At 71.0% G+C, this 17,632-nt stretch carries 16 protein-coding genes; 12 read left to right on the top strand and 4 right to left on the bottom strand.

The genetic code is table 11. The features are described from left to right. Positions 1 to 429 precede the first annotated feature (429 nt). The 3 genes from AMK10_RS21645 to AMK10_RS38720 all read left to right on the top strand — a co-directional run bounded on the left by AMK10_RS21645 (position 430) and on the right by AMK10_RS38720 (position 4,369). Complete coding sequence (locus AMK10_RS21645) at positions 430 to 1,929, top strand: acyl-CoA synthetase (RefSeq protein WP_073749556.1); 1,500 nt, start codon at positions 430 to 432, stop codon at positions 1,927 to 1,929. Positions 1,930 to 2,457: 528 nt separating this feature from the next. Continuing rightward, the gene (locus tag AMK10_RS21640; protein ID WP_073749555.1) at positions 2,458 to 2,961 is read left to right on the top strand and encodes a sortase; all 504 of its coding nucleotides are present in this window, start codon (positions 2,458 to 2,460) and stop codon (positions 2,959 to 2,961) included. 490 nt (positions 2,962 to 3,451) lie between these two features. Beyond that, the gene (locus AMK10_RS38720) at positions 3,452 to 4,369 is read left to right on the top strand and encodes a class F sortase (protein ID WP_073749554.1); all 918 of its coding nucleotides are present in this window, start codon (positions 3,452 to 3,454) and stop codon (positions 4,367 to 4,369) included. Between the two features lie 151 nt (positions 4,370 to 4,520). On the opposite strand, the gene paaK is transcribed toward AMK10_RS38720, so the two are convergent. Next, entirely contained in the window at positions 4,521 to 5,810 is a 1,290-nt protein-coding gene (paaK, locus tag AMK10_RS21630; protein ID WP_073750133.1) for a phenylacetate--CoA ligase PaaK, read from the bottom strand. 185 nt (positions 5,811 to 5,995) lie between these two features. Here paaK and AMK10_RS21625 point away from each other — a divergent pair, with 185 nt between their 5' ends. Beyond that, positions 5,996 to 7,516 (top strand): alpha/beta fold hydrolase, encoded by a 1,521-nt coding sequence (locus tag AMK10_RS21625; RefSeq protein ID WP_073749553.1) that lies wholly within the window; start codon positions 5,996 to 5,998, stop codon positions 7,514 to 7,516. 41 nt (positions 7,517 to 7,557) lie between these two features. On the opposite strand, the gene AMK10_RS21620 is transcribed toward AMK10_RS21625, so the two are convergent. Next, positions 7,558 to 9,192: an FAD-dependent oxidoreductase gene (locus tag AMK10_RS21620; protein ID WP_073749552.1), complete on the bottom strand. Its 1,635-nt coding sequence runs from the start codon at positions 9,190 to 9,192 to the stop codon at positions 7,558 to 7,560. A 273-nt stretch (positions 9,193 to 9,465) separates the two neighbouring features. On the opposite strand from AMK10_RS21620, the gene AMK10_RS21615 reads away from it, so the two are divergent. The 7 genes from AMK10_RS21615 (at position 9,466) to AMK10_RS21585 (ending at position 14,715) form a co-directional block, all read left to right on the top strand. Further along, the gene (locus AMK10_RS21615) at positions 9,466 to 10,584 is read left to right on the top strand and encodes a SchA/CurD-like domain-containing protein (protein WP_073749551.1); all 1,119 of its coding nucleotides are present in this window, start codon (positions 9,466 to 9,468) and stop codon (positions 10,582 to 10,584) included. Positions 10,585 to 10,655: 71 nt separating this feature from the next. Beyond that, positions 10,656 to 11,099, top strand: a complete 444-nt coding sequence (locus AMK10_RS21610) for a cupin domain-containing protein (protein WP_073749550.1) — start codon at positions 10,656 to 10,658, stop codon at positions 11,097 to 11,099. Beyond that, the gene (locus tag AMK10_RS21605; RefSeq protein WP_073749549.1) at positions 11,096 to 12,364 is read left to right on the top strand and encodes a beta-ketoacyl-[acyl-carrier-protein] synthase family protein; all 1,269 of its coding nucleotides are present in this window, start codon (positions 11,096 to 11,098) and stop codon (positions 12,362 to 12,364) included. The genes AMK10_RS21610 and AMK10_RS21605 overlap by 4 nt, the downstream gene beginning before the upstream one ends. Continuing rightward, entirely contained in the window at positions 12,361 to 13,611 is a 1,251-nt protein-coding gene (locus tag AMK10_RS21600) for a ketosynthase chain-length factor (protein WP_073749548.1), read from the top strand. Before AMK10_RS21605 ends, AMK10_RS21600 begins: the two co-directional genes overlap by 4 nt. A gap of 13 nt (positions 13,612 to 13,624) precedes the next feature. Next, entirely contained in the window at positions 13,625 to 13,882 is a 258-nt protein-coding gene (locus AMK10_RS21595; RefSeq protein ID WP_073749547.1) for an acyl carrier protein, read from the top strand. Position 13,883: 1 nt separating this feature from the next. Continuing rightward, entirely contained in the window at positions 13,884 to 14,363 is a 480-nt protein-coding gene (locus tag AMK10_RS21590) for an SRPBCC family protein (RefSeq protein ID WP_073749546.1), read from the top strand. A 19-nt stretch (positions 14,364 to 14,382) separates the two neighbouring features. Next, positions 14,383 to 14,715: a TcmI family type II polyketide cyclase gene (locus AMK10_RS21585; RefSeq protein ID WP_073749545.1), complete on the top strand. Its 333-nt coding sequence runs from the start codon at positions 14,383 to 14,385 to the stop codon at positions 14,713 to 14,715. Between the two features lie 70 nt (positions 14,716 to 14,785). On the opposite strand, the gene AMK10_RS21580 is transcribed toward AMK10_RS21585, so the two are convergent. Beyond that, positions 14,786 to 15,871, bottom strand: coding sequence for a methyltransferase (locus tag AMK10_RS21580; RefSeq protein WP_073749544.1), 1,086 nt, complete (start codon positions 15,869 to 15,871; stop codon positions 14,786 to 14,788). 34 nt (positions 15,872 to 15,905) lie between these two features. Then, positions 15,906 to 16,994 (bottom strand): right-handed parallel beta-helix repeat-containing protein, encoded by a 1,089-nt coding sequence (locus tag AMK10_RS21575; protein ID WP_073749543.1) that lies wholly within the window; start codon positions 16,992 to 16,994, stop codon positions 15,906 to 15,908. A 158-nt stretch (positions 16,995 to 17,152) separates the two neighbouring features. Here AMK10_RS21575 and AMK10_RS21570 point away from each other — a divergent pair, with 158 nt between their 5' ends. Beyond that, a complete protein-coding gene (locus AMK10_RS21570; protein WP_073749542.1) occupies positions 17,153 to 17,608 on the top strand; it encodes an ACT domain-containing protein in 456 nt (151 codons plus the stop codon). Positions 17,609 to 17,632 lie beyond the last annotated feature (24 nt).

Genomic DNA, 17,632 nt, shown 5'->3' with positions numbered 1-17,632 from the left:
GAAATTAACTTTCGAAATCTCGTACGGTGATGAAACTTCCTGCCGAAGCGGAGAATACTGTCGGCGTGGCCCTCCCGTGGGCCTCTCGCACAACAAAGAATCTGACGCACCATCAGCGATGTCGCCCGGTGCGGAGACCCCGTACGACGGCAAGGCGTCGTGCGAGGGGCCCGACACGACGGCAGGTGCCCCGGGAGTGACGTGAGGGCCTGGTGCGACGAAAGGGACCTGGCGCGGGGCGAGGCGGGCCGTGTCGCGAGGTCAGTGGCCTTGCGCGGGGCGAGGCGGGCCGTGTCGCGAGGTGAGGGGCCTGCCACGAGGTGAGGCGGGCCTTCTCGCGTCGCGAGGGGGAGTGCCGGCCGGGCGCGTGCGGCGACACCGCGATTCCTGGCTCTTGACCTCCGATGTCCCGCCGCACAGGATCACGCCATGACAGGTGTACGCAGCAGCACAGTGGACGGCGTCGTGGCTCGCAGCGCGCGGCGCACCCCCGGGCGCACCGCTGTGCGGTACGGGGAGCGGTCCTGGACCTACGCCGCCCTGGACGCCGCGATCAGCACGGCGGCCGCCGTACTGACCGGGGAGCACGGGCTGCGCAATGGCGACCGGGTGGCGTCCTACGCCCACAACTCGGACGCGTACCTGATCGCCTACCTCGCCTGCGCGCGTGCGGGCCTCGTCCATGTGCCGGTCAACCAGAACCTGACCGGCGAGGACCTGGCGTACATCCTCGGGCAGTCCGGGAGCACCCTGGTGCTCACCGACCCCGGCCTCGCCGAGCGCGTCCCCGAGGGGCACGCGGTACGGCCGCTGCGCGACGCACCCGACTCCCTCCTCGGTGCACTGGACACCCCGCGCCCCTTCACGCCCGAGCGTGAACCCGGGGCTGAGGACCTCGTCCAGCTGCTCTACACCTCGGGCACCACTGCCCAGCCCAAGGGCGCGATGATGACGCACGGAGCGCTGGTCCACGAGTACGTCAGCGCCATCGCCGCGCTCGACCTGCGTGCCACCGACCGCCCGGTGCACTCGCTGCCCCTGTACCACTCCGCCCAGATGCACGTGTTCCTGCTGCCGTACCTCGCGGTGGGCGCCGAGAACACCATCCTCGACGCCCCGGACGCCGGCCGGATCTTCGACCTGGTCGAGGCCGGCGAAGCGGACAGCCTCTTCGCACCGCCCACGGTCTGGATCGGCCTCGCCAACCACCCCGAGTTCGCCACCCGTGAGCTCGGCGCCCTGCGCAAGGCGTACTACGGCGCGTCGATCATGCCCGTGCCGGTACTGGAACGCCTGCGCGAGCGGCTGCCGGAGCTGGCGTTCTACAACTGCTTCGGGCAGAGCGAGATCGGCCCGCTCGCCCTCGTCCTCGGCCCCGACGAGCACGAGGGCCGGATGGACTCCTGCGGGCGCCCGGTGCTCTTCGTCGAGGCGAAGGTGGTGGACGAGAACGGCCAGGACGTGCCCGACGGCACGGCGGGCGAAGTGGTCTACCGCTCCCCTCAGCTCTGCCAGGGCTACTGGGACAAGCCCGAGGAGAGCGCCGAGGCCTTCCGTGACGGATGGTTCCACTCCGGCGACCTCGCCGTACGTGACGCCGACGGCTACTTCACGGTTGTCGACAGGGTGAAGGACGTCATCAACTCCGGCGGCGTACTTGTCGCCTCCCGGCAGGTGGAGGACGCCCTGTACACCCATCCGGCGGTTGCCGAGACGGCCGTGGTGGGGCTCCCGGACGAGCGCTGGATCGAGGCCGTCACCGCGATCGTCGTGTTGCGCGGCGAGGCGTCCGAGGCCGAACTGATCGCGCACGCGCGCGAGAAGCTGGCCCACTTCAAGGCCCCGAAGAAGGTCCTGTTCGTCGGCGAACTCCCGCGCAACGCCAGTGGAAAGATCCTCAAGAGGGAGCTGCGCGACACGTACTCCTGAGCACCGCCGCGATGCCTGGCAGGGGCATGGGTGCGCCCCCGGGTCGGCGCGATGCGCTCGCATGCCGACCACGTCAGCTGTGACCGGGGCCTGCCCGCTCAGTGTCGACCACAGTCCGCAGCGGCCGGGCCCCCGCTCGTCCCCACCGAACTTCCCGCCTGGCAGACCGCCTTCGGTGGTCCCGGGAAGTGGTCGGTTCCGCGCGTCCCCGCTCTCCGGGACCGCGGACGAGGAAGCGCCGGGCCCTGTCGGGTTCCGGGTGGCCCACCGCCGTCTGACGGGCCACCGGGCGGAGCACAGCCGCCTTAACCCGTTCGCCGTCCACACGTGATTGCTCCTCAGATCCGCCTCCGAATCGGGTGACCTGCGTAAACGGTCGCCGGAATGCCCGTTCCCGGGACCGGCCGGGTGAAGGGGCAGGGGACGCCTCGTGTTGCGGGGGTGACGGGGTGTCGGTTGCCTCGGGAGCGGAGCACAGCAGAGGTGCCGCGCAGACCGGCCGGACCCTGCTCCCGTTGGAGGAACCACATGCGCAACACACGCATCGGTGCGGGTATCTGTCTGGCCGTGGGACTGCTCGCGCTCACGGCTCCGGCCGCGGGCGCGGCCGCCGAACCAGCCGCTGAACAGACCATCAGGATCAGCCCGGCGAAGGCCTCGCCGGGCACACAGGTCACCGTCACCACCAGAGCCTGCGGCAAGGAGACCTACGGCAAGGGCACCTCGGAGGCAGGAGGTGCCTTCCACCTCTTCGAGGGCGACCGCAAGGGCGTACTGGTCGGCATCTTCGAGATCCCGAAGGGTACGGAGCCCGGCACCGACACCGTCACCGTGAAGTGCCCGCCGCGCATCAAGATCATTGACACGTACCAGATCGTCGACCGCGCACCCAGCGGCGGAGTCGACGCCGGCTTCGGGGTCTCCACCGGCGGAAGCACACAGCTCGCCGTGGGGAGCGTGCTGCTCGCCGGGGCGGTGGCCGGGGGAGTGGTGAGGATGCGCCGCCGGACAGCTGCCACCGCGCGCGGCTGACGGCACGCCCTGGCCCGCGGACCGTGCGGGGCGTGCCCGCGTCGGGGCCGTGCCGCCGCCGACGGTGCGCCCCGCCCCGGGCCCTGGAGGCAGCTGCGGCTCCGGGGCGTGGTGCGCAGCCGTCCGTACGCGGTCCCGGACCATGGCGGTCGTTCGGTCTTCGCGCCGCGCTGACGCTCCCACCCGTCGCCGGTCCTGGCGCCGCTCCGGCGTCGGGCCGCGGTTGACGGTACGGGTCCCGGGCGCCGCCCTGGCTTCGGATCGCGGCTGACAGCACCTCCGTCACCGGCCAGGGCGCCGCTCCGCCTTCGGACCGCGCGTGTTGCGAACACATCGCGATCCGCAGGCCCGGGCAGTTCGTTCCCGGCCCGGTCATTCCCAGGTCGCCGTAGGTCCCACCCGTAGGTCCCACCCGTGGGTCCCGAAGCCGATCCGGCTCGCGGGGCCCATGGACCCCCATCCCACCCGCTGCGAACCAGAGGCACACGCGATGGAAACCGGGCGCAGGAACAGCACCTCGTCACCCCAGACGTTCCCGGCGGTCAAGCACCTTGTCTGGGCCTTCGTGGCGGGCACGGTGCTGGTGGTCACCGGTCTGCGCGACGACAGCCCGCCGCAGCCGCCCGCCGCCCAGTCCGTCACGGCCCCCGCTCCACCCGGCACCTCGGCATCGGCCTCGCCGGAACCGTCCGGGGGCCGCACACCCGCCCCGGTGGTGCCGGCCGTCCAGGTCCCCGCCTACCTGGCCCCGGAGCGCCCCGCCGCCGGACCGCCCTCCTACGTGCGCCGTGCCACGGCACCCCCAGCGCTCCTTCCCCGGCCCTATGTCCGTCCCGCCCCCCTCCGCCCCCTCCCGCCGAACCCCTCACCGGTGCCGGCGAGGAGCGGCGTCGCCACACCTGCGCCCAGCCGCAGCGCCGCTGCCGCACCACGTCCCGCCGCCCGGCCACTCCCGCCCTCGGCGCCGCTCCGGCTGCGGATCCCGACGCTCAAGGTGGACGCGCCCCTGATGGAACTGGACCTGGACAAGGCGGGCGCCCTGAAGCCTCCGCCCGACAACAACCCCGTACTCGCGGGTTGGTACGCGGGCGGCACCGTGCCCGGAGCCGAAGGCACCGCGATCACCGCCGGGCACGTGGACACCCGTCTCGGGCCCGGTGTCTTCCAGAAACTGGGATCGCTGCGCAAGGGCGCCACGGTCGAGATCGACCGGGTCGATCTGCGTACCGCCGTGTTCACCGTCTACGCCGTCGAGGTCTACAGCAAGAAGAACTTCCCGGACCAGAAGGTCTACGGCCCCTCCACCAGGCCCGAACTGCGGGTGATCACCTGCGGCGGCGACTACAGGAAGAAGACCGGCTACCAGGACAACGTCGTCGTATTCGCGACCCTGACCGCCACACGCTGATCCCGGCCCCCATTCCGCTCATGCGGGGCTCACCCCCCTGAGGTTCGCACCGTGCGGGAGACTCGTGGCGCTTGAGCTACCTGCGACGTTCGAGCCACCCGTGACGCCTGTGCCTCCAGTGACGTCTATGCCTCCGGCGACCGGGCGCACCTCAGCTGTCCCCCCGCAGATCGACGATCCGCTTGATCTTGCCGACCGACCGCTCCAGCGTCTCCGGGTCGACGATTTCGACCCCGACGCTCACACCCACACCGTCCTTCACGGCGGCCGCGATCGACCGAGCTGCTGCTGCCCGCTCCTCCGACGTAGCACCGGCCCGCGTTTCGGCCCGCACGGTCAGTGCGTCCAGGCGCCCCTGCCGCGTCAGTCTCAGCTGGAAGTGAGGGGCGACCCCCGGCGTCCGCAGGACGATCTCCTCGATCTGGGTGGGAAAGAGGTTCACCCCGCGCAGGATCACCATGTCGTCACTGCGCCCCGTGACCTTCTCCATGCGGCGGAAGGCGCGAGCCGTCCCCGGCAGCAGACGCGTCAGGTCCCGGGTCCGGTAGCGGATCACCGGCATGGCCTCCTTGGTGAGCGAGGTGAAGACCAGCTCCCCCTCCTCCCCGTCCGGCAGGACCTCCCCGGTGAGCGGATCGACGACCTCCGGATAGAAGTGGTCCTCCCAGATGTGCAGCCCGTCCTTGGTCTCGACGCACTCCTGGGCCACGCCGGGTCCCATGACCTCCGACAGTCCGTATATGTCGACCGCGTCGATGGCGAACCGCTCCTCGATCTCGCCGCGCATCTGCTCGGTCCACGGCTCCGCGCCGAAGATGCCGACCTTCAGCGATGTCGTGCGGGGGTCGACGCCCTGGCGCTCGAACTCGTCCAGCAGGGTCAGCATGTACGAGGGAGTGATCATGATGATCTCGGGCCGGAAGTCCTGGATCAGCTGCACCTGGCGTGCGGTCATGCCCCCGGACGCGGGGATGACGGTGCAGCCGAGCCGCTCCGCACCGTAATGCGCTCCCAGCCCACCGGTGAACAGACCGTATCCATAGGCCACATGGGCCTTGTGGCCCGGACGTCCGCCCGCAGCCCTGATCGACCGTGCGACCACGTCCGCCCAGATGTCCAGATCGCGCTCGGTGTACCCGACGACCGTGGGCCGGCCCGTCGTGCCACTGGAGGCGTGGATCCTCCGGACCCGGTCCTCCGGAACGGCGAACATCCCGAACGGGTAGTTGTCGCGCAGGTCGGACTTCACGGTGAACGGGAAGCGGGAGAGATCGGCGAGGGAGGTGCAGTCATCCGGCCGCACACCGGCCTTGTCGAAAGCCGCCCGGTAGAAGTCGACGTGGTCGTAGGCGTGCCGCAGCGTGGCCCGGAGGCGCTTCAGCTGCAGGGCCTCGAGCTCGTCGCGGCCGAGCCGCTCGCCGGCGTCAAGCAGCGCGGTCATACGGATCATCCCCTCGCCGACCGACGACCGACCATTCGGTCGTCTCCTGTGATCAGTAATTCAGGAGGCGGCCCGTCCTGGCAAGGGGGAGACGCGGCCTGTGGAAAACTCCTGTGAGCGGTCACCTGATTCGCTGTGGGCGTAGGCACGCGCACCATGCGCCCGACCCTGTTTGGATGGCAGTCATGCCGATCTTCAACACGTACGACGGGACCGAGCTCGCCTACCACCTCCACGGCGAGGGCGAGCCGCTGATCTGTCTGCCCGGCGGTCCCATGCGGGCCGCGCGATACTTCGGCGACCTCGGCGGACTCTCGCGCGTGCGGCAGCTCGTCCTGCTCGACCTCCGCGGCACCGGGGACTCCGCGATACCCGAGGACACGTCGAGCTACCGGATCGACCGGCTCGTGGAGGACGTCGAGGCGCTCCGCGCACACCTGGGCCTGGAGAAGGCGGACCTGCTGGGGCACTCCGCATCGGGTGAACTCGCGGCGCTCTACGCCGCGAAATACCCGCAGCGCCTGCGCTCCCTCACCCTCGTCACGCCCGCGACCGGCATCCTGGGGCTTCCCGCCACCGACCAGGACCGGCGCGACGCCGCCGCGCTGCGCGCCCACGAGCCCTGGTATCCCGAGGCCGCGGCCGCCCTCGCACACATCCAGGCCGGACAGGCCACCGCCGAGGACTGGGCCGGGATCAGGCCGCTCACCTACGGCCGCTGGGACGCGGAGGCCCAGGCGCACGCAGCCGATTCACCCGGGCAGAAGAACGCCCTGGCAGCGTCGCTCTACTACCCGGAGAACGGCCTCGACACCGCCCCCGCGCTCGCCGCCCTGCGTGAGCTGTGCGCGCCCGTCCTCGTCCTCGCGGGGGAGTACGACGGCGGCCCCACCCCCGACCGCGCCGCCGAGCTCGCCGCGCTGTTCCCCTACGCGGAGTTCGCCGTCCAGCGGGGTGCCTCCCACTTTCCCTGGATCGACGACCCCGGCGCCTTCGTCCGCACCGTCACCGCCTTCCTCGACCCCGAGGTCAGCAGTGTGCAGGCGGGCGGAATCCGGCTCGCGTACCGCACCTGGGGCGATCCGTCCGCCCCTCCCGTCGTCCTCGCGCACGGCCGGTGCGGCAGCAGTCTCGACTGGACGGGCATCGCGGAGGAGCTCGCCGCCCGCCACCGGGTGTACGCCCTCGACTTCCGGGGCCACGGTCTCAGCGACTGGCCGGGCCGCTACAGCTTCGAGTTCTTCCGCGACGACCTGCACGCCTTCCTGGAGGCCCGCAACCTCTCCGGCGCCACGGTGATCGGGCACTCCATGGGAGGCGCGGCAGCCCTGCTGCTCGCCGAGCGGGACCCGGCACTGATCGGGTCACTGGTCATCGAGGACGCCCCGGCCCTGCTCCCCCTCGACCCGCCCCGCCCGCCGGCCGAGCGGCCGCCGGGCGAGCTCGGCTTCGACTGGCAGGTGGTCCCCTCCATCGACGCCCAGCTGAACGCCCCCGACCCGGCCGCACGGGAGAACCTGGGCGAGATCACCGCACCGGCGCTCGTCGTCGGAGGCACCCGGAGCCATATCGACCAGGAGCAACTGGCCTGGATGGCCCGGCAGATCCCCGGGGCCCGGTTCATCGCGGTCGACGCCGGCCATCTCGTGCACAGCGAGAATCCGGAGGCCTTCCTCGCGGCCCTCAGATCCTTCGGCATCGGCTGACCGGCAGGCCGTGCGGCGCTGCCGGTCACCCGACACGTCCGTCAGACGCGGTGCAGCAGCGTCGCCAGGACCTCGTACAGCGTCCCCTCCGGGTCCGCCGCCCCGCCCTCCGAACGCCAGGCCACGAACCCGTCGGGGCGCACGAGCACGGCGCCCTCGGCGGACGTGCCGTGGGCGGCGGCCCAGTCGGCACCGTCCTCGGACCGGAGATCCGCGCCCTCGTCGGGACCGATCCCGAAGGCGTCCAGACGGACCGACAGACGTTTCGCCACCTGCTCGGCCGCCGTGCGCCAGTCCTTGTACCGGGCGTCGCTCAGCAGCACGAACGACCGCTCGTAGAGATCCAGGGTGGACACCCGCCCGCCCTCGCGGCCGAGCCACATGTGCGGTGCCCTGGTGCCGGGTTCGCCCGCCAGGCCCATCCCCTCGGGGACCACGGGCAGGCCGGGATCGACGTCCAGGACCGCGCCGCGCACATAGCGGTAGCCGAGCGCGACCGTGAGCATGCCGCCCTTGCGCCCGCCGCCGGGACCGGGCGAGCCGGCGTACCCCGGGTGACTGTGCTCGGAGGAACGGGCCGACGCGCGTGCGCTCGTGGCCTTCGCCACGGGCAGCCGCTCCGCCTCGTACGTCTCGAGCAGCCCCGGTCCGGCCGCCTCGTCGATCACGGCCGCCAGCTTCCAGGCCAGGTTGTGCGCGTCCTGGATACCGGTGTTGGAGCCGAACGCCCCGGTGGGGGACATCTCGTGGGCCGAGTCCCCGGCCAGGAACACCCTGCCCGAGCCGTACCGTTCGGCGACGCGCTCCGCAGCGTGCCACGGAGCCTTGCCCGTGATCTCGATGTCGAGATCCGGCGCTCCGACGGCCCGGCGGATGTGCTCCGCGCACCGCTCGTCGGTGAAGTCCTCCAGCGTCTCGCCGCGGTCGGGCTGCCAGGGGGCGTGGAACACCCACCGCTCCACGTTGTCCACGGGCAGCAGCGCCCCGTCCGCCTCCGGATTCGTCAGATAGCAGACGATGAAGCGCCGGTCACCCACCACGGTGGCGAGCTCGCGTGAGCGGAAGGTGATGCTCACGTTGTGGAACAGGTCGCCGGGACCCGTCTGGCCGATGCCGAGCTGCTCCCGGATCGGGCTCCGGGGCCCGTCCGCGGCGACGAGGTAGTCCGCCCGGACGGTGGTGTGCTTCCCGGTCTCCCGGTCCTTCACGACAGCGGTGACCCCGTCCGGGTCCTGCTCGAAGCTCATCAGCTCGGTGGAGAACCGCAGCTCGCTGCCCTGCGCACGGGCGTGTGTCACCAGCACCGGCTCCAGGTCGTTCTGGCTGCACAGGCACCACCCGCTCGGGCTGAACCGGGCGAGCCCGCCACCCGGGTCGATCTCCTTGAACAGCCACTCCTGGTCGTCGCCTGTGAGGGAGCCGGCCTGCAGGATGCCGTGGTTGCCCGCCAGCACGGACGCCGCGTCACGGATCAGCTGCTCGGCACCCGCGGTGCGGAACAGCTCCATCGTGCGCACGTTGTTGCCGCGCCCACGCGGGTGGGTCGAGGTGTCGCTGTGTTTCTCGACCAGCAGGTGGCGGACGCCGAGCCGGCTCAGGAAGAGGGAGGCGGACAGGCCCACCAGGGAGCCGCCCACGATGAGGACCGGTACGCGGAGGTCGACGTTCTCGTTCATCAGTTGCTCCAGCTCGGACGCACGGGGGATGCACTGTCCATGCCCTGATACGAGCCCCTCGGCAGGGCTTCGGACGGTGCCTCACCTGAACGGTTCATAAATCTCGCGCCGCCCGTACCAGCGTTCCACGATCAGTCGCGGGAGCGATGCCCGTGATGCGGGCGAGGACGTCACGCGTCAGCGGACAGGGATCCGCGCCGCTTCCACCGAAACCGACGGATGACGAGAGGCCACGGGACGTGGCCGCCGCACCGTCTCGAAGGAGAGCTAACGATGACAACCCTCTCGGAACGGATATCGCAGTCCGCCTTCGACGGCTCGAGGCTCCGGGTCATACTCATGCTCGACCTGCACGACGGCGCCCAGAACCAGTTCCTCGAGGCGTACGAGCACATGCGCAACCAGGTGGCCTCGATCCCCGGACACATCAGCGACCAGCTGTGCCAGTCCATCGAGAACCCCTCGCAGTGGCTCATCACCAGTGAGTGGGAGAGCGCGCCGCCGTTCCTCGCCTGGGTGAACAGCGAGGAGCACGTCGCGACGGTGCAGCCGCTGCACAGCTGCGTACGCGACACGCGCTCGCTCCGTTTCAGCGTTCTGCGGGAGACCGGGGCGGCGTTCGAGAATGCCCCCGAACCCGTCAAGGGACGCCTGCAGGCCGCACCGCGGCTGGGCGACGGTGTCGTGCGCCACGCGCTCACCTTCACGGTGAAGCCCGGCACGGAGGAGCTGGTCGCGAAGATCCTCGCCGACTACGACTCCCCGCAGGCACGCGTCGACGAGAACACGCGACTGCGCCGCACCTCGCTCTTCATGCACGGAAACCGTGTCGTGCGAGCGGTCGAGGTCGAGGGCGATCTCATGGCAGCCCTGCGCCACGTCTCGCGTCAGCCCGAGGTCAGGGCCGTCGAGGAGGCCATCAACGAGTACCTGGAGCAGGACCGCGACCTCAGCGACCCCGACTCCGCCCGGATGTTCTTCACCCGAGCGGCGCTCCCCACCGTCCACCACGTGACGGCCGGCCGCCACGCCCCGGCGGACGTCCAGCGGCACGCGCTGTTCTACCAGGCCAAGGAAGGCTGCGGAATGGCGCTGGCCCGGCTGCTCGCCGGTGAGGACGAGGAGGCGGCGGACGACGCCACCAGCCCCATCGAGAGCAGCACCATCTTCCAGCGCGACGACATCGTCGTACGGCTCCTCGAAGTCAGCGGCCCGCTCGACGCCCAGCCCACGCAGGCGCTGGGGATCGGCGGCGGCCGCAAGGCGGCCATGCTCGGCCGGCTGCTGGACGGCGGCGCCAACGGCATGCCGACGACCGACCAGGAGGCCGCGCGCTTCCTCGCGCAGGCGGAGATGAATCTGATCACCGACCGTCGGGCCGGCGAGGCCTGATCCGCGTCACCGGCAGCGGGGCCGCTCCCCGCTGCCGTCACACAGCACAACGTGCCTGGAGGAGACCAGCCATGACCACCCACCGGCCTCGCATCGTGGACCTCAGCGAGACTCAGCCCAACCGCAGGCGCGGAGGCGACCTGCGCGCTCTGCTCACCCCCACGGCTGTGGGTGCCACCAGCGGCTTCATGGGGCTGGCCATCGTCGGCCCCGGTGAGCGCATCGGCGAGCACTACCACCCGTACTCCGAGGAGTTCGTGTACGTCGTGCAGGGGCTCCTCGAAGTGGACCTGGACGGCGAGTCGCACGCGATCCGGCCCGACCAGGGGCTGCTGATCCCGCCGCACGTCCGTCACCGCTTCCGCAACGTCGGCGACGTGGAGGCGCGGATGGTCTTCCACCTCGGCCCGCTCGCCCCGCGCCCCGAGCTCGGACACGTGGACACCGAGGTCACGGAGAGTGCGGACCCCAGCGACGGCTACGCGCCGCCAGAACGAACGGGGGCCGCGTCATGACACGGCGTGTGGCAGTCACCGGGGTCGGCGTCGTCGCCCCCGGTGGCATCGGAGCCCCGGCCTTCTGGGACCTGCTCTCCAACGGCCGGACCGCCACCCGGGGCATCACCCTCTTCGACCCCGCGGCGTTCCGCTCGCGCATCGCCGCGGAGTGCGACTTCGACCCCGTCGCGTACGGCCTGGACGACGAGCTGATCGCACGTTCGGACCGGTACGTCCAGTTCGCCCTGGTGGCCGCGCGCGAAGCACTCGGCGACGCCGGGCTCGACATGGAGAAGGAGGACCCCTGGCGCGTAGGGGTCTCCCTCGGCACCGCGGTCGGAGGCACCACCCGCCTCGAACACGACTACGTCGCCGTCAGCGGCAGCGGTGCCCGCTGGGACGTCGACCACCGGCCGGCGGGCGCTCACCTGGAACGGGCGTTCTCCCCCAGTACCCTCGCCTCCGCCGTGGCGGAGGAGGTCGGCGCGCACGGCCCCGTACAGACCGTCTCGACCGGCTGCACCTCGGGACTGGACGCCATCGGATACGCCTTCCAGTCCGTCGAGGAGGGCCGGGTCGACATCTGCGTCGCCGGGGCCTCCGACACCCCGATCACCCCGATCACCGTCGCCTGCTTCGACGCCATCAAGGCGACCTCGGCGAACAACGACGACCCGGAGCACGCCTCCCGGCCGTTCGACGCCCGCCGCGACGGCTTCGTCATGGGCGAGGGCGGAGCCGTCCTCGTACTCGAGGAGCTGGAGCACGCACGGGCTCGCGGGGCGACCATCTACTGCGAGATATCCGGCTACGCCACCTTCGGCAACGCCTACCACATGACCGGGCTGACCAGTGAGGGCCTGGAGATGGCCGAGGCCATCAACACCGCCCTCGGACACGCCCGGCTCGACGGATCGCAGGTCGACTACGTCAACGCGCACGGCTCGGGCACCAAGCAGAACGACCGGCACGAGACGGCGGCCGTGAAGCGGGCGCTCGGCGCACACGCGTACAAGGTGCCGATGAGCTCGATCAAGTCCATGGTCGGACACTCTCTGGGCGCCATCGGAGCGATCGAGATCGCCGCGTGCGTCCTGGCCCTCGAACACCAGACGGTGCCCCCGACGGCCAACTACGAGACCGCGGACCCCGAGTGCGACCTCGACTACGTACCGCGCACCGCACGGCCGCTCAAGCTGCGCAGCGTGCTCTCGGTAGGCAGCGGGTTCGGTGGCTTCCAGTCCGCCGTCGCCCTGACCCGATCAGGCGGGAGGACCCCATGACCAGCTCGGCACACCGACGGTCCGTCATCACGGGAATCGGTGTCATCGCTCCCAACGGGAGCAGCACCGGTGCCTTCTGGAAGCAGACGCAGGAAGGCGTCAGCGTCCTGGACACGGTCTCGCGCGAGGGCTGCGAGAACCTTCCGCTGCGGGTCGCGGGCGAGGTCAGGGACTTCGACCCGGTCGCGGCCGTGGAGGAGCGCTACCTCGTCCAGACCGACCGTTTCACCCACTACGCGATGGCGGCCGCCGATCTCGCCCTCGAGGACGCGCGGCTCGGCCGTGCCGACTACGAGGACGAGCCGTTCAAGGTCGGGGTGGTGACCGCCGCCGGCTCCGGCGGCGGTGAATTCGGCCAGCGGGAGCTGCAACGGCTCTGGGGCCAGGGCTCCAAGTTCGTCGGCCCCTACCAGTCCATCGCCTGGTTCTACGCGGCCAGCACCGGCCAGATCTCGATCCGGGGCGGCTTCAAGGGACCCTGCGCCGTCGTGGCCAGCGACGAGGCCGGCGGTCTCGACGCGGTCATGCACGCCGCGCGGTCGATCGGGCGCGGCACCGACGCCGTGGTCGTCGGCGCAGCGGAAGCACCCCTCGCGCCGTACTCGGTCGTCTGCCAGCTCGGCTACGAGGACCTCAGCCGCTGCGACGAACCCTCGCGCGCCTACCGGCCCTTCACCGCCGACGCCTGCGGATTCGTGCCGGCCGAGGGCGGGGCCATGCTGGTGGTCGAGGAGGAGGCGAAGGCCCGCGACCGCGGCGCCAGGATCCGGGCCGAACTGGCCGGACACGCCGCCACCTTCACCGGCGCCTCCCGCTGGGAGCAGTCCCGTGAGGGGCTGGCCCACGCGATCGAAGGGGCACTGCGCGAGGCCGGATGCGCGCCCGAGGAGATCGACGTCGTCTTCGCGGACGCGCTCGGCGTGCCCGCCGCGGACCGCGCCGAAGCCCTCGCGATCGCCGACGCCCTCGGAGCGCACGGACGGCGCGTCCCGGTGACCGCCCCCAAGACGGGGATCGGCCGTGCCTACTGCGGCGCGCCCGTGCTCGACACGGCCGCTGCGGCGCTCGCCATGGAACACGGCCTGATCCCGCCCACGCCCAACGTGTTCGAGGTCTGCCACGACCTGGACGTGGTCACCGGCCGTGCGCGTCCCGCGGAACTGCGGACGGCGCTGGTGCTGAGCCGCGGGCTGATGGGCTCGAACTCCGCCCTGGTGCTGCGGCGCCCCACCGACACCCCGCTCTGAGAAGGAGTACCCCATGACCGCACAACTGACGTACGAGGAGCTGGCCGCGCTGATGAAGAGCGGCGCGGGCATCTCGGTCGAACCGCAGCAGATGGAGGGCAGCCCCGGCTCGGCCTTCGACGAGTACGGCCTGGACTCCCTCGGCCTGCTCGGCATCGTCGCCGCACTGGAGAACCGGTACGGCCACCCGCTGCCCGCCGACGCCGACCGGTGCAAGACGCCCCGGGAGTTCCTCGACCTCGTGAACAACACCCTCGTGACAGGAGCCTGACGTGTCCGGACACACCGAGAACGAGATCACCATCGCCGCCCCCCTGGACCTCGTCTGGGACATGACGAACGATCTCGAGAACTGGCCGCAGCTGTTCAGCGAGTACGCGGCCGTCGAGGTGATGAAGCGGGAGGGCCAGAAGACGACCTTCCGGCTCACCATGCACCCCGACGACAACGGCAAGGTCTGGAGCTGGGTCTCCGAGCGCACCACCGACCGCCAGGGACTCAACGTACGCGCCCGGCGTGTGGAGCCCGGACCCTTCCAGCACATGGACATCCGGTGGGAGTACTCGGAGGTCCCCGGCGGTACGCGGATGCACTGGCGGCAGGACTTCGCGATGCGGCCCGACGCGCCGGTCGACGACGCGTGGATGACCGACAACATCAACCGGAACTCCCGCGTCCAGCTCGAACTCATCCGCGACAAGATCGAGCAGCGCGACCGCGAGCGCCGTTCCGCCGCGGTCCCCGCCAACTGATGCCCCGAAAGGCAGCCGGATGCACCACGCACTGATCGTCGCCCGGATGGCACCCGAGTCCGCACCGGACATCGCGAAGCTGTTCGAGGCCTCCGACAACACCGATCTGCCCCACCTCGTCGGCGTCAACAGGCGCACGCTGTTCCAGTTCGGCGACGTGTACCTGCACCTGATCGAGTCCGACCGGCCCCCGGGCCCGGAGATCGCCAAGGTGACGGAGCACCCCGAGTTCAAGGCCATCAGCGACCGGCTCACCGCCTTCGTGAGCCCCTACGACCCGCAGACCTGGCGCGGTCCGAAGGACGCCATGGCCCAGCCGTTCTACCGGTGGCAGCGCGACGGCGCCTCCTGACGGACGGACGACCGCCCCGGGCCCGGCACTCACGTGCCGGGCCCGGGGCGGTCCTGTGGGGAGGCGCCGGTTACGGGACGCGGCACTCGAAAGCGTGCAGGTACGCGTTGACCGGGCTGATCTCGCCCACCCGCAGGCCCGCCTCGGACAGACGTGAGACCAGGCTCTCGCGCGTGTGCTTCGCACCGCCCACGTTGAGCAGGAGCAGCAGGTCCATGGCGGTGGTGAACCGCATCGACGGGGTGTCGTCGACGAGGTTCTCGATGATCACGACACGGGCACCGGGACGGGCCGCCTCGACCACGTTGCGCAGGGTCCTGCGCGTGCTCTCGTCGTCCCATTCGAGGATGTTCTTGATGACATAGAGATCCACGCCGACCGGGATCTCCTCACGGCAGTCACCGGGCACGATCCGCACCCGGTCCGCGAGCTCGCCGCCGTCCCGCAGCCGGGCGTCCGCCCTCGCCACGACACCCGGCAGGTCCATGAGCGTGCCCTGGACCGAGGGGTGCTTCTCCAGCAGGCTGGCGAGCACATGGCCCTGACCGCCGCCGATGTCGGCGACCGAGGACACCCCGGTGAGGTCGAGGAGCTCGGCGACGTCCCGGGCGGACTGCACGCTCGACGTGGTCATGGCCCGGTTGAACACCTGGGCGGACTCGCCCGCGTCCTGGTGGAGGTATTCGAAGAAGCCCTTGCCGAACGTCTCCGGGAAGACGGTCGTGCCGGAGCGCACGGCGTCCTCCAGGCGCGGCCAGACGTCCCAGGTCCAGGGCTCGGTGCACCACAGCGAGATGTAGCGCAGGCTGTTCGGGTCGTCCTCGCGCAGCAGCCGGGACATCTCCGTGTGGACGAACTTCCCCTCCGGCGTCTCGCTGAAGATCCCGTAGCAGCACAGCGCGCGCAGCAGCCGCCGCAGCGGTGCCGGCTCGGTGTCCACGACGAGGGCGAGCTCGGCGGCGAACGCGGGCGTCTCGTCGAGCGCGTCGGCGACTCGCAGTCTGGCCGCGGCGCGTACGGCGGCGGCCACGGCCGCTCCGAACGCCAGCTCCCGCAGGCGCATGGCCGGCGGCGGGGACGGGGCCTCGGCGGGCTTGGCGGTGGTGATGGTGGACTTCAGGGGAGTGGTGTCGGGGGTGGGACTCACGGTGGTCATGCCGTCTCGTTTCTGCTGGTGCGGTGGTCAGCCGTCATCCGGCACACATCCCGGCCGGTACGGACGTCCCGCACGTGTTGCTGACGAAGGTGTTGCCCTTGCCGGAGGTGTCGCGGTTGGCGAGGTCGGCGGGCTGGTTGCCCTGCACGAGGTTCTCGCTGATCGTGTTGTCGGTGTTCAGCGCGCCGACGAAGCTCTTGAACAGGAGGATCCCGCCCGACAGCGGGGTCGAGCCGACGTTGTCCCGGATGACGTTGGACCGTACGACGGTGCGCTCACTGCCGGTGAGGACGATCCCGGATCCCTGGATCGCCGACAGACGCGGGGTCGCCGCACAGAACTTGTTGTTCTTCACGATCCGGTTGCCGCTGACCGTCATCGCGCCGGCCGCGGGCTTGGACTCGTCTCCCACGACGAAGACACCGCTGCAGTTGCCGGTCAGGGTGTTGCCGTCGATGACGAGGTTCCTGACCCGGCGGGCGGTGACACCGATGCGGTTCCCGCTCACCGAGTTGTCCAGGACCACCGTCCCTCCGGTGTCGGTCGCCCCGCCCTCCTCGCTGACCGAGTTGGCGATGAAGATCCCCGCGTCGCCGTTGCCGGTCGCGGTGTTGCGCCGGAAGTCGGCGCGGGTCGACCGCTCCTGCGCGATGCCCCAGGTGCCGTTGGAACGGGCGGTCACCTTGCGGACGGCCAGCTCGTCGGTCCAGGAGGCCCAGATACCGCTCTTGCTGAAGCCGGAGACGGTCAGTGCACGGATGGTGACACCGTCGACGGTGCGGCCCTTGGCGCCGATGACGCAGATGCCGTTCCCGCCGGCGGCGCAGGCGTTGGCCGCCTTCTTGCCGTTGGTCGCCTTCTTGCTCTTCGCCGCCGCGGGCGTGATGACCGTCCGCCGGCCCATGCCCTGGAGGGTCAGGCCCGGCTTGGTGACCAGGACGCTCTCGTGGTACGTGCCCGGCAGGATGACGATGGTGTCCCCGGGGTGCGCGGCGTCCACCGCGCTCTGGATGGACTCGCCCGGGCGCACCACATGATCACCGTGTCCGGTGGCGGCCGAGGGGACGGCCGCGAGACCCAGGGCCGTGGCAGTGCTGACGGTGATACCCGCCAGGCATTTCATGTGTTTTTTCCTCATGAGCCGAAGCTATGGGCGATCAAGCACCGGTGCCACGCAAGGTGAGCGTATGGATACATGGCGTGCCCGAATGGCTTACTCGTCCGGACAGGAACGCATCCCGCAGGCGCGCGGGTGCCCGCGCGCGGCCGTAGCGTGGCCTCATGACGGGCGAACGCGATCTGCGCACACTGCTGCACGGCATGAGGCCGGAACTGAATCCCGGCCGCTACGTCTTCACGGCCGTACCCGGCGGTGAGGTGCCCACCGGTGTCACCCCCGTCGTCACCGTCGCCGAGCGCGAGGGCCTGACGCTGGTCGTCCCCGAGGGGCAGGCGGTCGCGTCGGGGCTGGAGTTCCACTTCGTCGCGGGCTGGATCACTCTCCGTGTGCACTCGGCGCTCGACGCCGTCGGGCTGACCGCCGCGGTCTCACTGGCCCTCACTGATGCCGGGATCAGCTGCAACGTGGTCGCCGGATTCCACCACGACCACCTGTTCGTCCCGCACACGCGTGCGGCCGAAGCGGTCCAGGTGCTGGAGGCGCTGGCGGCGGAGTCCGGCCAGGGTCCTTCGCCGGGATCGGGCCGGATGAGGCCTGATCCCGGCGAAGGGGCTTAGGAGTGCCCGGCTCCGCAAGGTGAG

The organism is Streptomyces sp. CB02058, from assembly GCF_001905505.1.
Taxonomy (GTDB): domain Bacteria; phylum Actinomycetota; class Actinomycetes; order Streptomycetales; family Streptomycetaceae; genus Streptomyces.
The sequence above is the reverse complement of the archived record's forward strand: the minus strand, read 5'-3'. Positions and strand labels throughout refer to the sequence as shown.

Bases quoted from the DNA above. Each gene is read 5' to 3' on its own strand.
- AMK10_RS21645 (WP_073749556.1), top strand. From the start codon at position 430: ATGACAGGTGTACGCAGCAGCACAGTGGACGGCGTCGTGGCTCGCAGC.
- AMK10_RS21570 (WP_073749542.1), top strand. From the start codon at position 17,153: ATGACGGGCGAACGCGATCTGCGCACACTGCTGCACGGCATGAGGCCG.
- AMK10_RS21580 (WP_073749544.1), bottom strand. From the start codon at position 15,871: ATGACCACCGTGAGTCCCACCCCCGACACCACTCCCCTGAAGTCCACC.
- paaK (WP_073750133.1), bottom strand. From the start codon at position 5,810: ATGACCGCGCTGCTTGACGCCGGCGAGCGGCTCGGCCGCGACGAGCTC.
- AMK10_RS21585 (WP_073749545.1), top strand. From the start codon at position 14,383: ATGCACCACGCACTGATCGTCGCCCGGATGGCACCCGAGTCCGCACCG.
- AMK10_RS38720 (WP_073749554.1), top strand. From the start codon at position 3,452: ATGGAAACCGGGCGCAGGAACAGCACCTCGTCACCCCAGACGTTCCCG.
- AMK10_RS21605 (WP_073749549.1), top strand. From the start codon at position 11,096: ATGACACGGCGTGTGGCAGTCACCGGGGTCGGCGTCGTCGCCCCCGGT.
- AMK10_RS21610 (WP_073749550.1), top strand. From the start codon at position 10,656: ATGACCACCCACCGGCCTCGCATCGTGGACCTCAGCGAGACTCAGCCC.
- AMK10_RS21575 (WP_073749543.1), bottom strand. From the start codon at position 16,994: ATGAAATGCCTGGCGGGTATCACCGTCAGCACTGCCACGGCCCTGGGT.
- AMK10_RS21620 (WP_073749552.1), bottom strand. From the start codon at position 9,192: ATGAACGAGAACGTCGACCTCCGCGTACCGGTCCTCATCGTGGGCGGC.
- AMK10_RS21600 (WP_073749548.1), top strand. From the start codon at position 12,361: ATGACCAGCTCGGCACACCGACGGTCCGTCATCACGGGAATCGGTGTC.
- AMK10_RS21625 (WP_073749553.1), top strand. From the start codon at position 5,996: ATGCCGATCTTCAACACGTACGACGGGACCGAGCTCGCCTACCACCTC.
- AMK10_RS21640 (WP_073749555.1), top strand. From the start codon at position 2,458: ATGCGCAACACACGCATCGGTGCGGGTATCTGTCTGGCCGTGGGACTG.
- AMK10_RS21595 (WP_073749547.1), top strand. From the start codon at position 13,625: ATGACCGCACAACTGACGTACGAGGAGCTGGCCGCGCTGATGAAGAGC.
- AMK10_RS21615 (WP_073749551.1), top strand. From the start codon at position 9,466: ATGACAACCCTCTCGGAACGGATATCGCAGTCCGCCTTCGACGGCTCG.